At 43.0% G+C, this 14460-nt stretch carries 8 protein-coding genes; 6 read left to right on the forward strand and 2 right to left on the reverse strand.

What is annotated here, in order from left to right:
• Positions 1–91 precede the first annotated feature (91 nt).
• On the reverse strand, positions 92–1474 hold the full coding sequence (locus KDN43_RS03200) for an MltF family protein (RefSeq protein WP_407681804.1): 1383 nt from the start codon (positions 1472–1474) through the stop codon (positions 92–94).
• 165 nt (positions 1475–1639) lie between these two features.
• On the opposite strand from KDN43_RS03200, the gene KDN43_RS03205 reads away from it, so the two are divergent.
• From KDN43_RS03205 to KDN43_RS03230, 6 genes are all read left to right on the forward strand, one after another.
• Positions 1640–3694: a helix-hairpin-helix domain-containing protein gene (locus KDN43_RS03205; protein WP_238868249.1), complete on the forward strand. Its 2055-nt coding sequence runs from the start codon at positions 1640–1642 to the stop codon at positions 3692–3694.
• 108 nt (positions 3695–3802) lie between these two features.
• Positions 3803–5674, forward strand: coding sequence for an ABC-F family ATP-binding cassette domain-containing protein (locus tag KDN43_RS03210; protein ID WP_238868250.1), 1872 nt, complete (start codon positions 3803–3805; stop codon positions 5672–5674).
• Between the two features lie 240 nt (positions 5675–5914).
• Positions 5915–6493, forward strand: coding sequence for a rubrerythrin (gene rbr, locus KDN43_RS03215; protein WP_238868251.1), 579 nt, complete (start codon positions 5915–5917; stop codon positions 6491–6493).
• Positions 6494–6671: 178 nt separating this feature from the next.
• A complete protein-coding gene (locus tag KDN43_RS03220) occupies positions 6672–7415 on the forward strand; it encodes a tRNA threonylcarbamoyladenosine dehydratase (RefSeq protein WP_238868252.1) in 744 nt (247 codons plus the stop codon).
• Positions 7416–7609: 194 nt separating this feature from the next.
• Complete coding sequence (gene argS / locus KDN43_RS03225; RefSeq protein WP_238868253.1) at positions 7610–9403, forward strand: arginine--tRNA ligase; 1794 nt, start codon at positions 7610–7612, stop codon at positions 9401–9403.
• Positions 9404–9433: 30 nt separating this feature from the next.
• Positions 9434–11584: an HRDC domain-containing protein gene (locus tag KDN43_RS03230; RefSeq protein ID WP_238868254.1), complete on the forward strand. Its 2151-nt coding sequence runs from the start codon at positions 9434–9436 to the stop codon at positions 11582–11584.
• A 107-nt stretch (positions 11585–11691) separates the two neighbouring features.
• Here KDN43_RS03230 and KDN43_RS03235 read toward each other — a convergent pair whose 3' ends face one another.
• A complete protein-coding gene (locus KDN43_RS03235) occupies positions 11692–14433 on the reverse strand; it encodes a carboxypeptidase-like regulatory domain-containing protein (protein ID WP_238868255.1) in 2742 nt (913 codons plus the stop codon).
• Between the last annotated feature and the right edge of the window lie 27 nt (positions 14434–14460).

The following is a 14460-nucleotide window of genomic DNA, read 5'->3' on the forward strand; positions in this document are numbered from 1 at the left end:
TTTTTTATTTCCTTACTTCGCAACTTACTTACAACTGTTTTAACATTGACACAAAGATAATGATTTTTTTGTTTATCAATAAACAGGTAATTTATTCTTTCACTTTCTCCTTATAGAATTCCCATCTACCAATTACATTCCTTACATAATTTACTGTTTCATCTCCCCTGAAATATCCGTTCTTACACACAGGATCAGCATAATACTGCTTCAGACGCTTCAACAGGATATACTTTTCCACGTTACCTTCCCACACATTCTTATCCGCTTCATACTTCTCTGCCAGTGCCCGTGCATCGAAGACATGCCCCACCCCGGCATTATACGATGCCAGAGCCATTTTCAAGCGTTCGTCAGGGTTCTCAACAGATCTAAAAAGTGCAAGCAGGCTTTTAAGATATTCAGTACCGGCACGTATATTGGAGTCGGGATCAAGTATCCGGTTTTGATCAAGGCCCACTGAAGCTGCCGTTTCAGGCATCAGCCCCATCAACCCTGCAGCGCCTGCCCAGGATTGCCCTTCAGTATTGAATGTTGATTCCTGGAACGCAATAGATGCTAACAGCCGCCAATCGATTTTCTTCTCTTTACCATACTTTTTAAAAAATATATCGAAAGGAGATATTACCCCCCGCCCCAAAATATCTCCATATGTAAACCTGTCACTTGCGGAAAACCCTTTCGCTTCTTCAAAATAACGTTTTATAATATGCAGAAATTCGGGCTCGGCCGCCTTGTTTTCAATCCAGCTGTCAAGTGAGTCGGCCAGCACCGGCATATCCTTCCTCACCATCCACGATGAACGCTGATCGAAACTTACCTGAAGATCAACATTCAGGTTTCTGAAATAGGTCTGGTTAAGCCTGGCAAGATCATCATCAGCAACCGTATAGGCCAGTTCTCCACGGGAAACCATTCGTATAAGGTCCTCCACGACAATAGTGTCTTTGCCTGCATGTTCAATGTAAATGCCTCCACCCAGCTCATTGTTGAGATTTTCCATTCTGTCAATATACTTTGACCCTTCAATAACCGTTACACTCTTCCCTATAAGCCCTGTCACATCGGTAAGAAGTGTATCGCCTCTCATTGCACGTTGAACAAGCACCTGGTGCGAGATCTGCTGAAGCCCGCAATAGATTACCGAATCTTTCAATGCATTGGTTACAGGCATATTATATGCGATAACATCACCCTCTCCACTCTGCAACATCTCCAAAAGTGCTTTTGGATTTTCTGCGACAATAATCTCCGGGATAAGGCCGTGATACCTGCTAAAATCAACAATCATATCATAATGATAACCCATCGGTTGATCACGATAGATAAAATATGAAGTAGATGTGTTTAGCGTAAGAACACGCAGGGTGCCGGACTGAAGGATTTGATGAAAATCACGCCTGCTGTCTTTCTGTTTCCCACACCCGAGGCATGACAGCACCAGCGACATTAACGCCAGCGACTTCAAAACCATTTTGTTCATGTCGGTCAATTTTCATTAAAACTGCGGCAAAGGTACGAAAAAGATCTTATATGAATATGATATCTATTTTATAATCATTTGTTTGTGAAAACATAAAATAATGGGTTATATTTGTAAATAGTCTAACTTTAGTAAACCCTAAATTGAGTATCCGTAATGAAGTACATGAAAATATTTACTCTCTTCTTATTCATTATTGGATCCATTGCCGGCATATATTCCCAGGATTCAAATTGGCGCATATATGTGGAGCATATGGCTGAGGAAGAAGGGATAAGTGAAACCACCATTGAGAACATATATGAAGAGTTACTCTATCTGGAAAATAATCAGATGAACCTGAACAGCATAACTCGCGATCAGCTGGAACAATTTCCTCTCCTTTCGATTGAGGAGATTAATGCCATTATGGGTTTTCTTGAGAAAAACCGACCCCTATACACAGTTTACGAGCTTAGGAACGTACCTCGCCTGGATATAAAGACTGTTGAATTAATTCTCCCTTTCTTCTATACGGGAGAAACAGATAAAACCACAGCTAAACTGTCGTTGCCCGGGATAGCGAAAAAAGGATTAAACGAGCTTCAATTCCGACTCGACAAAACAGTTACACCCCGTGCCGGTTACGGCGAGTTTCCTGATAGTATTCTTGAACGCTACCCTAACCGAAAATATTGCGGTGAGGATTTTTATACATCACTCAGATACTCTTTTCGTTACCGAGATAAAGTACAGTTGGGTATGACTGCCGAAAAAGATGCCGGAGAGCCTTTTTTTAAATCAGATCATCCTAAAGGGTACGACCATTACGGAATTCATATGATCATAAATGATATGGGGAGATTAAGAACAATTGCACTGGGTGACTACCGCCTATCTTTCGGCCAGGGATTGATTCTTAATAACGATTTTATGGTAAGTAAGGCATGGAGCAACGATAATATCGCACGGCGTACACAACATCCGAAACGCCACTTTTCTACGGCCGAAAGCGGTTTTTTCAGAGGGATGGCAGCTGTTTATGAGTATGACAAGATATCTGTAACGGCCTTCTATTCCAACAGACGCATTGACGCAAACCTTTCCGGTGATGGCGAAATCACTTCGTTCAAAACCGACGGATTGCATCGCACACCTCTGGAGATTGATAAGAAAAAGAATACCCGGGAACAAGTGGTAGGGGGAAATATCAACTTCAGGAAAGAAGGGATACGGGTCGGTATAAGCGGATTATACAATACTTATGACAGAGTATATAACCCACCGGAACAGAATTACAACATCTACTATCAGAGGGGCTCTTCGCATGCTAACGCAAGTGTGGACTATTCCTGTCAACTCCCCGGATTTATCTTTGCCGGGGAAACAGCAATAGCTAAAAACGGAGCTATAGCCACACTGAACACGGCACAATACCGTCCCTCGCAAACTCTCTCCTTTACGTTGTTGCACCGATATTTCCCTATCTCATACAATTCTCCGTATGGACAGGCTTTTTCTGAAGGGAGCAGGGTGCAGAACGAAAAGGGTCTATTTTTGGGCAGTGCCTTTAGCCCTTTCCGGAAGTTTTCGGTTGACACGTATATCGACTTTATACGTATTCCATGGCTTAATTTTGGCATAGACACTCCCTCAAAAGCAGTGGAATACTATTTTCTGGGCAATTATGCAATATCTCGCCAAAATTCACTGGATATCCGCTACAGATACAAACAGAAGGAGAAGAACAGGCGCATTCCCGGTGAACCGGTTGCTTTGGTACTGCCCTATGCCACACATAAACTCCGCCTGCGGTATGTTCACGAGCTCAAAAACGGGTGGAATTTTCGGACAACAGCCGATATGGCACATTATACGGAAAAACATTCACCAGCTGAAAACGGATTTATGATCTCCCAAAATACAGGTTACCGAGGCAAAGGGCGAATCACCGGCGATATATATCTGGCTTACTTCAGTGCTGACACCTATAACGCACGGCTCTACTCGTATGAACGAAATCTGCTTAATACATTCTACATGCCTTCATTCTACGGACGAGGATACCGGCTGGCAATCTCGGCAAAATATAATATTGCCACAAATCTGTCATTTTCCGTGAAAGCAGGATACACACACTATTTCAACCGTGATACTATCGGAAGCGGCACGGAAAAGATTAACGGCAATAGCCGTACCGACCTGTTCAGCTACCTGAGGTGGAAGTTCTGATAGCTATCATTGATTTTTGTCCGACTTGAGAAAAATCGGCAATGACACAGGAAAAGCCTGGCAACTTATGTCAATAGTTTTTTGTATTTTTGTAAAAATTATTGATAGATGCCCACCCCACTCCTGCAGATAGACTCACTCACCAAAAGCTTTGGAGACCTCCTTCTCTTCAGTGAAATCTCTTTCGGTATTGCTGAAAGCGACAAGATAGGACTGATTGCCCGGAACGGATCGGGCAAGACCACCCTGCTGAATATTATTGCTGGCCAGGAGTCTTACGACAATGGAAGGGTAGTATTCCGTAATGATATCCGGTTTGCATATCTGGAACAATCTCCCCGGTTCGACCCAAACCTGACGGTACTTGAAGCTTGTTTCAGTACCGGCACCGATATAGTGAAACTGATATCCCGGTATGAAGAGATAATCTCCTCCAGTAGTCAGGATGGGCTCGATGAGGTACTTACCGAGATGGATTTACATCATGCCTGGGATTATGAACAACGTATCAAACAAATTTTATCGCAGCTGAAGATCACCAACCTGCATCAGAAAATGGGCGAGCTATCGGGAGGACAGATAAAGAGGGTGGCGCTGGCAAATGTGCTTATCAGCGAACCGGAGCTGTTGTTTATGGACGAGCCGACAAACCACCTCGATCTTGAAATGGTGGAGTGGCTTGAGGAGTTCCTCTCACGGAACAGCATGAGTCTGCTCATGGTAACACACGATCGCTATTTTTTGGATAGAATCTGCACGCAGATACTTGAGATAGATGAAAAACAACTATTTTCCTATAAGGGTAACTTTTCTTATTATCTGGAAAAACGCGATGAACGAGTATCTGCACAGAACACCGAGACAGACAGAGCAAGGAACCTGATGCGAAAAGAGCTGGAATGGATGAATAGACAGCCTCAGGCACGCGGCACAAAGGCTAAATCACGCATTGATGCATTCCACTCACTCGAAGAGAGAGCCCGACACCGGCGTGAAGACCAAAATATACGCCTGGCAGCAAAAGGTGTGTATATCGGGAATAAGATCTTTGAAGCAAAGAACGTAAGTAAACGCTTTGGCGATATAAAGATCACGGAAGATTTCAGCTATATCTTTTCACGCTACGAGAAGATGGGAATAGTAGGGAATAACGGTACAGGTAAATCTACCTTTGTTAAGATGCTCCTAAACGAGGAGCAGCCTGATAGCGGCAGCTTCGAGATTGGCGAGACAGTGAATTTCGGTTATTACAGTCAGGAAGGATTGTTGTTTGATGAGCAGATGAAAGTGATTGAAGTGGTACAGAATATAGCTGAAGTTATTGACCTCGGCAATGGTAATCACCTCACCGCCTCGCAGTTCCTGCAACATTTTCTCTTCCCCCCCGAGAAACAACATAACTACGTGTACAGGCTCAGCGGCGGTGAAAAAAGGCGCCTCTATCTCTGCACTGTGCTGATCAGAAATCCCAATTTCTTAGTTCTGGACGAGCCAACCAACGATCTGGATATCATCACACTTAATATCTTGGAAGAGTATCTTGCCAACTTCAAAGGATGCCTTATCGTGGTATCTCACGACCGGTTCTTCATGGATAAAGTGGTGGATCACTTGCTTGTTTTTCAAGGAGATGCCCAGATAAGTGATTTTCCAGGGAACTACACACAATACAGGGAATGGAAATCAGAGAATGATAAGATACAATCCGAAATGAGCCGTATTTCTAAACCTGATACTAATCAGCATAGAAAAAAAACTGAGGAAAAAAGGAAGCTCACATTCAGGGAGAGAAAGGAGTTTGAAGCACTGGAACAGGAGATTGAAGCACTGGAGTCTGAGAAAGAGTGCATAGGCAGCGAACTATCATCAGGGAGCCTTTCCCCTGATGAACTGATGAACAAATCAAACCACCTGTCGGAGATCATGCAGCTGATTGATGAAAAAACTATGCGTTGGCTCGAATTAAGCGAACTGGAGTGAAACCGTTTTTATTAAATATGCCGGAACAATGCTTCACTAAGGTTAGACTATTTCTCGCTATGGCATAGCCCAAATAAATTTGTCCTCTGCTCATTTAGCTTAACGAAATAGTTCATATATTTATAATCATTCTAAATAAATAATGCTACCCTTTTATTTTTTTATTTTAATCTCAAAAATGATTATTTTTGTAAGCTGACGATACTGAAAGGATTAATAAAAACAAATAAACTAAAACTTATGAAAAGTGTAAAGGGAACACAAACCGAAAAAAACCTGATGCAGTCATTTGCAGGAGAGTCGCAAGCCAGAATGCGTTATACCTATTTTGCCAAACAGGCAAAAAAAGAGGGCTTTGAACAGATTGCCGCCATTTTTCAGGATACTGCCAACCAAGAACAGGAGCATGCAAAACGTATGTTCAAATATCTAGAAGGTGGAATGGTAGAAATTACCGCTGCCTTCCCTGCGGGAGTGATCGGCACCACTGCAGAGAATCTAAAGGCTGCAGCTGAAGGTGAAAACGAAGAGTGGACCGAAATGTATCCTAAGTTTGCTGATATAGCCGAAGAAGAAGGATTCAAGGAGATCGCCACAATGTATCGAATGATTGCCAAGGCAGAGGCAATTCACGAAGAGCAGTACCTGAAGCTGCTGAACCATGTTGAAAATGATACAGTATTCGCCCGTGAAGAGGAGATAGAGTGGCAGTGCCGTAATTGCGGTTTTGTCATCAAGAGCAAAAAAGCTCCGAAGACATGCCCTACCTGTCTGCATCCCCAGGCTTACTTCGAGCCCAAAAACGACAGGTACTACTAAAAAATTATTCCACGTATTATAACGCTGAGGGTGTTTCACAATGTGATTCCACCCTCTTTTATTTGTACTCCCCGTCAGGGAACATTACCTGATATTCAATTCTTAGAGACTTATTTCTATTCTGATAGCCTGTTTTTATCTGATTTATTACTACTTTTGCACGCTATTTAATCCTGGTATGGAGTATAACGAAATATTTGCCCGTACAGAGCTGCTTATAGGAAAAGATGCAATGCAAGCTATCACCACAAAAAAAGTAATTCTTTTTGGGGTTGGAGGCGTTGGTAGCTGGTGTGCCGAGGGGTTGATACGAAGCGGTATCATGCATCTTACCATCGTGGATTCAGACAGAGTTGCAGCAGCAAACATAAACCGTCAACTGCCGGCTACCACAGGAACAATTGGAGAGCTTAAGGTAAATGTGTTAAAAATGCGACTGACAGAAATAAATCCACATGCAATCATAAATACAATACCTGAAATTTATAATGCCGCATCGTCCGGTTCGTTTCACCTTGAAGAGTACGACTATATTATAGATGCAATCGACTCCCTTTCCAACAAGGTTCATCTCCTCATTACAGCCTCAAAAACCGGTGCAACCCTGTTCTCGTCGATGGGTGCAGCGCTCAAGATAGATCCGCAGAAGATTCACGTAGCGGAATTCTGGAAAGTACGTGGCTGCAAACTGGCATCGGCTCTGCGTCAGCGGATGCGAAAAGAAGGGAAGCCGCAAAAGCCCATACTCTGCGTCTACAGCGAAGAGCTGCTTAATAACAGGGGGGAGGATGTGTTGACAGATGCCGGCGAGCATGGCAGTTTCCGGAAAGCGCAGATTAACGGAACCATGGTGCAGGTAACTGCCGTATTCGGATTCACCCTCTCAGGACTGGTTATTCAGGATATAGTGAAGAATCTGTGAACTTTCTTCCATTTTTCTTACCTTTGTCCATTCAATTGAGAGACAACATTTGTATGAAATGGGAATAAAAGCCTTTCACACAAATTAGCATACAAAAATATTTTCGATAATCTGACGAACAGTAAAAACTGTTTTTTTACTGTTTTAAAGTGTAGAAAACGACTAACTTCAGTGAAAATAAAAGCTTTAATCGTATGAATATTGAACAGATACTCCAGGAGGCTATCAAAGGAGCAATCAGGGAACTTTATGGTACAGATGTGGAAACGTCGCAGATAACTCTGCAGAAGACAAAAAAAGAGTTTAAAGGACACTACACGCTGGTAACATTTCCCCTGCTTAAAATATCGAAAAAAAATCCTGAACAGACAGCGCAGGAGATTGGTACCTATCTGGCAAAAAAATCTCCCATCATCGCTGAATTCAATGTAATAAAAGGGTTTCTTAACCTGAGCATCGCTTCAGACACATGGGTAAAACTGCTCGAATATATTAACGCACAGCCAGAATACGGCTTCACACCGGTGGCCGATGATGCACCACTCTATATGGTGGAATACTCCTCACCCAACACCAACAAACCACTTCACCTTGGTCACGTACGCAACAACCTGCTTGGACACTCACTGAGCGAAGTATTGAAAGCTAATGGTAAACGGGTGGTTAAAACCAATATCGTGAACGACCGGGGTATCCATATTTGCAAGTCGATGCTGGCGTGGCTAAAATGGGGCTATGGAGAAACACCGGAATCATCGGGAAAAAAGGGAGATCATCTCATCGGGGACTATTACGTATTATTCGACAAAAAATATAAAGCAGAGCAGGCCGTATTACAGGATAACGGGCTGACTAAGGAGCAGGCCGAGGAACAGTCGCAACTGATGGAGGAAGCACGTGAAATGCTCAGAAAGTGGGAGGCCGGTGATGAAGAAACTGTAAGCCTCTGGAAGAAAATGAACAGATGGGTATATGAAGGCTTCGATGAAACATATCATCAGATGGGTGTCTCGTTTGACAAGATCTATTATGAATCGGAAACCTACCTGGCAGGAAAAAAGGAAGTATTAAGAGGTCTGGAGAAAGGGCTTTTCTACCAGAAAGAGGATGATTCTGTATGGGCCGACCTAACTACTTACGGTTTGGATCATAAGCTCCTGCTTCGTGCTGACGGCACCTCTGTATATATGACACAGGATATTGGTACTGCAAAACTGCGTTTCGATGATTACCCCATTGACACGATGATTTACGTTGTGGGCAACGAGCAGAATTATCATTTTCAGGTGCTTTCAATACTGCTGGATATGCTGGGGTTCGAGTTCGGAAAAGGACTGATACATTTTTCCTACGGAATGGTGGAACTGCCTGAAGGGAAAATGAAATCGCGCGAAGGGACTGTGGTAGATGCCGACGACCTTATGGTTGAGATGATTGAAACCGCCAGGGAAACTTCAAAAGAGCTTGGAAAGCTTGATGATGTGTCGCCAGAAGAGGCAGAAGCTATTTCCCGCATGGTGGGGATGGGCGCACTCAAATACTTCATCCTGAAGGTGGATCCGAAGAAAAATATGACATTTAATCCGAAAGAGTCAATCGATTTCAATGGTAATACCGGTCCGTTTATTCAGTACACCCACGCCCGCATCAAATCAGTTTTGCGCAAAGCGGAAGAGCAAGGTATTGTAATTCCTGAAAAGCTAAGCGGATCAATACCGTTATCGGAAAAAGAGGAAGGCTTAGTACAGATGCTGTCTGAATTCGGGGCAATTGTGAAACAAGCCGGAGAAGAGTACAACGTATCACTAATCGGCAACTATGTGTACGATATGGTGAAGGAGTACAACCAGTTCTACCACGAATACTCCATCCTTCGCGAAGAGAACATAGCGCTGCGTGATTTCCGGCTGGCACTCTCAAAAAATATTGCATTGACCGTAAAAAAAGGGATGAAACTATTTGGTATTGATGTTCCCGAAAGAATGTAATGGTAGCGAAGTCGCTTTATAAGGTAAGATATGTCCTGTCCTACTCCATATGAATGTGCGAAAGAATTTGTAACCCACACCGGCAGGAATATTTTTATTACCGGAAAAGCCGGCACGGGTAAAACAACTTTCCTGCACCAGTTTTGTGCCGAGACTACTAAACAGACAGCCGTGGTGGCGCCGACGGGCGTGGCGGCTATCAATGCCGGCGGGGCAACTATCCATTCGTTCTTCCAGTTGCCATTTACCCCGTTCACACCGACTCCTGCCGGACGCGAATCGCTGATCGCCCGCATTAAAATGAACAGTGCCCGCCGTCGCGTGATCCGTGAACTGGAAGTGTTGGTTATTGATGAAGTCAGCATGGTGCGGGCTGATGTACTAGATGCCATAGATACGGTTCTTCGCAGTGTACGCCACAGGCACTCGGAGCCCTTCGGTGGCGTACAGATGGTTTTTATAGGGGACATGTACCAACTGTCACCAGTGGCCAAGGCCGATGAGTGGAGGATTTTGTCGGATTATTACCGGGGAATATATTTTTTCCACAGTCAGTCCATTCAGGAGCATCCGCCGGTTTACGTGGAGTTCGACAAGATATTCCGTCAGTCAGATAACCTTTTTATTGACTTATTGAACCAGGTGAGGAACGATTCTCTTTCACCAGAAGGGTTCAACCTGCTGCAAAGCCGTTATGATCCGCATTTTAACCCATCACCAGATGAGAATTATATCACGCTTACCACGCATAACTTCAGCGCAGATGCGATCAACAGCGCCGAATTGGAAAAAATCAAAACAACCGTTCACCAATTCAAAGCTGTTGTTAAAGGTGAATTCCCTGTGAACGCTTTTCCCACCGATATGAATCTCGAACTTAAAGAGGGAGCTAAAGTGATGTTCGTGAAAAACGACATGGAGGTACCACGACGTTATTTCAACGGGAAAATAGGCAAGATCACCCGCATCATGGAAGAGAGCGTAACCGTGCTCTGTCCGGGCGACAAAGATGAGATCACCGTTTCACCCGTAATATGGGAAAATATCCGCTACACTACCAATCCCGAGACCAACGCGGTGGAAGAGGAGATAATAGGCACTTGCAAACAAATTCCCCTTCGGCTTGCCTGGGCCATTACAATTCATAAAAGTCAGGGGCTCACATTCGATAATGCAATTATCGATGCTGGAAAAGCCTTTTCACCGGGACAGGTGTATGTGGCGCTAAGCCGTTGCCGATCGCTTGACAGCTTGGTGCTGAAAAGCCCTATTAACCGCTACAGCATAGAGGTAGACGAACAGGTTGTCCGGTTCTCCTCGTCAAAACCCGATGAAAACCATGTTGCCGAAGAGCTTCAATTGGCAAAGGAACAGTTCAAAATTAACTTACTGCTTCAACTATACAACTTTGATCCGATTCTTCAAACAGCACGCTCGTGGTACTCCGATACAAAGGAAAACGAGTCTTCCTTCAGTGAAGAAACTGTTCCCTTCGTGGGTGAAGTCTGTAATAAGTTAACTGAACTGGAACAGGTAGCCAGTAAATTCAGAATACAACTGCAGCATATCATCCGGCAAACACCTGTCGACAAGGTTTTTCTTACAAAACGGATTCGTGCATCCTCCTTATATTTCAACGAAAAAATTGAAACATTGTTGCGGACGTTACAGGAATCTGCAGCAACCACCGACAATAGGGCTAATGCAAAGGAATACGATGATGACATCACTTCCCTGTTTGCAGCTGCAGCCCTGAAAACACATCTGATTTCCGCCACAGCCAATGACTTCAGCGTAGAGTCGTACTACAAGGCTCGCAGTCAGTTCAGGAAACCCCCTTTCTCCCTCACATCGTACAGCCGCGACAGCACCGGAACACAATTAAAATCGAACCACCCCGAACTTTTAAGTGAACTGGTTCAACTCCGCAACCACATCAGCAAAGAGGAAAATCTGCCGGTATATATTGTGGCATCCGTAAAGACACTGGTACAAATGGCCGATTACCTGCCGGAGACAGAAAAAGATCTACTGAAAATTCATGGTTTCGGAAAGGTTAAAGCAGAACGTTTTGGTGCGAAATTTCTTGAAATCATCAACAACTATATCACGGCATACGGAATTGAATCACAAATGATTCATTTCAAGGAAAACAAAAAGCAGAAAAAGAGGAAAAAATAAAAAAGAATCCGGCTTCGGATGAGTCACGGATCAGATTCAAACACTACTGATTCAGACACCATGTCAGATTCACTCGAATGTCCACAGCACATGGTCAGATTCAGACACTATTGAGCAGCGTAAAAACGTTTAATATTTACCTTTCTCTTTTTTATCTCGATTCTGAAAAGCGGGATTCGAGTTGTTTCTCCTGCTTCAACCCTGAACAGTTGTGTTGGCTTTTCACAGTAAGTATGTTCAGCAAGCGTATTTTGATCGAGAATTATTGTATACTCCCCAACAGGTAAAAATGTGAGAAATTTACCTTTGTTATCGGTAACCACAGTCTGAATAACAGAGCCACTACTATTCATGATGGTAAACATCAGCCCTTCATACCTCGGAATAAAATCATCATATTGTTTATCAGATAAATATTTAACGCCGCCCTGCAATGATCCGCTCTCTTTGAGAGGAATATCTATTACAGTTCTTGAACCGTTAACGACAACCTCTTTTGGATCAAAAAACCATCTTCCTGTTTCAAAAGGCTTTATACAGTACTTTCCATAAGGTACCAGAGAATAAGAGACTTTCCCTTCCTCATCAGAAATAAACACCTTCTCACCAATATTCAACAAATATTTACCGGCAGTTTTTTCATCATCGTCAAATTTACCATTGGCATTAATGTCATAAAATATCCGTGCTGCCACACGGCTTTTTCTTCCGCTCATTGGCTGCGTTCCTCCAAGTTTAAAGGTAACACCAACCTGTGCGTTGAATATATCGCCTCTGCCATGCGCACCATAAGCGTACCTGTACCAATATGAATTAAGGAACAAATTAATATTGCTTTTTGGAATATAGTTAATATTAATATGTGCAGATGGTACGCCTCCCTGGTATTTATCTTTACTATAGTTAATACCTGCTGATAGAAATAGTTTATTGGAAAGCTTTTTGTTGGCTGAAGCTGAGGCTGTGAAGCGTCTAAATCGCTCATTAAGGCCTCTCGACATCATATACTCGTAAAGATAATAAGCACCATTTTGGTAAGTGGCATTCAGATCAAGCCACTGATATGAATAACTTATGGTTGCCCTTGTCTGGTATTGCATATCATCTCCCAGAGGGTTTTTAAAAAACCCTCCATCGAGTGTGCCCAACAGAGAATAAGCGATATCCCGGCTTTGCCATCCCCACTGCCACCCCAGGCGATGCGACTTCATCTGCAAATTTTTACTTCCTGCCGGCACCATGGGAGAAAGCACCCGTGACGGATTACTTTCTCCCTGATGCTGGTAATAAATCAATGACGATAACCTTTTATGAGCTGGTAACGACATAGTTATATTTCCATAACTATTCTCCGATTGATAATTGTAACTATGACCATACGATTTTGGTTTAATCTTACTGTATGAGACACTCCCGCTTAAATGCAGCTCGTTACTGAGTTTAATATTTGCTCCCTGGGAAAATGAGGCTGTTCCCTTTCTGTTACCCGGGAAATAAGCATCGCTGAAATATCCTTCGCCATTTAATGTGAAGTCGCGTGTAATTCTTCCTCGATAAAAAAATTCTGCAGCTCCTGAAAACCTGTTACCGCTTTTCATACTGTATTTACCAATTGTTCCGTACCCTTTTAGAAATATATTCCAGTTTTGCCCTATACCGCTTCTAAGCTCCATTCCTGCAACATGAAAATATGCACTCTCATAAGGATTTTTCTGGTATATATAGCTTATTTTTGCACCCTTGTTATGATTATTTGCACCCAGTTCGCTCTGTAGATATATAGAATAGTAGTTTGAAAACCAAGGCTGGCTCCCAAGCAAGTTAAAATTCTGATCAATAGCGCCAATTATCAACCTTTTGTTACTGTTTCTATCAGAAAACATTGCTTTTGCTCCTCTTCCGAACATAGGTAGTTCCGTCTGTTCACTTATATTACCTATGATGAATTCATTTTCGTAAAGTTTATACATCAGCGAAGTGTTGGTGACCAGCGGTGTAGATTGGGCATTGTATTTGTTTATATTGCCTTGAAGCTGCAGATATCCTGCAGGCAGGTTTAAGTGACCTCTGCCATGAACCTGAATCATGTTTAATGATGAATTATACTGTTTATAGCTTAGCGATATAGCATTTTCCGTGGCTGTTATTCCGGGTATAGTTGAATTGTAGGGAGGAGTGTCAATGTACCTGCCTGAACAATGCACGTTTTGGACAGATATGGTTTTATTGCCGAACAAGGTTTTCTCACTCCCTTTCATTCCTGTTACATATACAGGGAACTGGCTTGATGCAAGCAGGTTGTCGCTGGGAACAAAGCTGAATAAAAATCTTTTACTTTCTCCAGGGACCAGGATATCACACTGTTCGGTAAAGGTATGCGCCCCTCTCAGATTTGGCACATTAAATACCATAGTCACCTTTTCAACAGTATTTCCGTTATTACTTACAGTTACCTGAACATGTACCGAATCTATGGGGTGAACAACCATAACAGGCGTAGGGTCAGCCATTAAAAAAAGTATCGATTTCTCTTCCACCTCCTTGAAAATCTCCTTGTTTGCCAGCTTAATCCCATCATCGTTTACAAAATCATAGCTTACGGCCCTCCTCCCGGCTCTCATCCATGTTTCTACTGTAAGTTTGTATGAAACAAACAGTGAATCTCCCGGCAACAGTAACACCTTTCGTTCCGGCCGTGAAATTATGCCTGCTTCGGAATTAATTTTTATCACTCCTCGCAAGGTATCATTCGTATTGTTTGTAGCTTTAATTATATGATTAATAACCTGCCCATTAAGAGACGATTCACGTATTTCAAGCTCAACCGGAACTAGCGATTGGGCATTCATACCCCGGGATATAAGCAACGCAATTAA

Origin of the sequence: Proteiniphilum propionicum, from assembly GCF_022267555.1 — a bacterium.
Taxonomy (GTDB): domain Bacteria; phylum Bacteroidota; class Bacteroidia; order Bacteroidales; family Dysgonomonadaceae; genus Proteiniphilum; species Proteiniphilum propionicum.

Coding starts and splice junctions, on each gene's coding strand:
- argS (WP_238868253.1), top strand. CDS start 7,610: ATGAATATTGAACAGATACTCCAGGAGGCTATCAAAGGAGCAATCAGG.
- KDN43_RS03230 (WP_238868254.1), top strand. CDS start 9,434: ATGTCCTGTCCTACTCCATATGAATGTGCGAAAGAATTTGTAACCCAC.
- KDN43_RS03220 (WP_238868252.1), top strand. CDS start 6,672: ATGGAGTATAACGAAATATTTGCCCGTACAGAGCTGCTTATAGGAAAA.
- rbr (WP_238868251.1), top strand. CDS start 5,915: ATGAAAAGTGTAAAGGGAACACAAACCGAAAAAAACCTGATGCAGTCA.
- KDN43_RS03200 (WP_407681804.1), bottom strand. CDS start 1,474: ATGGTTTTGAAGTCGCTGGCGTTAATGTCGCTGGTGCTGTCATGCCTC.
- KDN43_RS03210 (WP_238868250.1), top strand. CDS start 3,803: ATGCCCACCCCACTCCTGCAGATAGACTCACTCACCAAAAGCTTTGGA.
- KDN43_RS03235 (WP_238868255.1), bottom strand. CDS start 14,433: ATGAATGCCCAATCGCTAGTTCCGGTTGAGCTTGAAATACGTGAATCG.
- KDN43_RS03205 (WP_238868249.1), top strand. CDS start 1,640: ATGAAGTACATGAAAATATTTACTCTCTTCTTATTCATTATTGGATCC.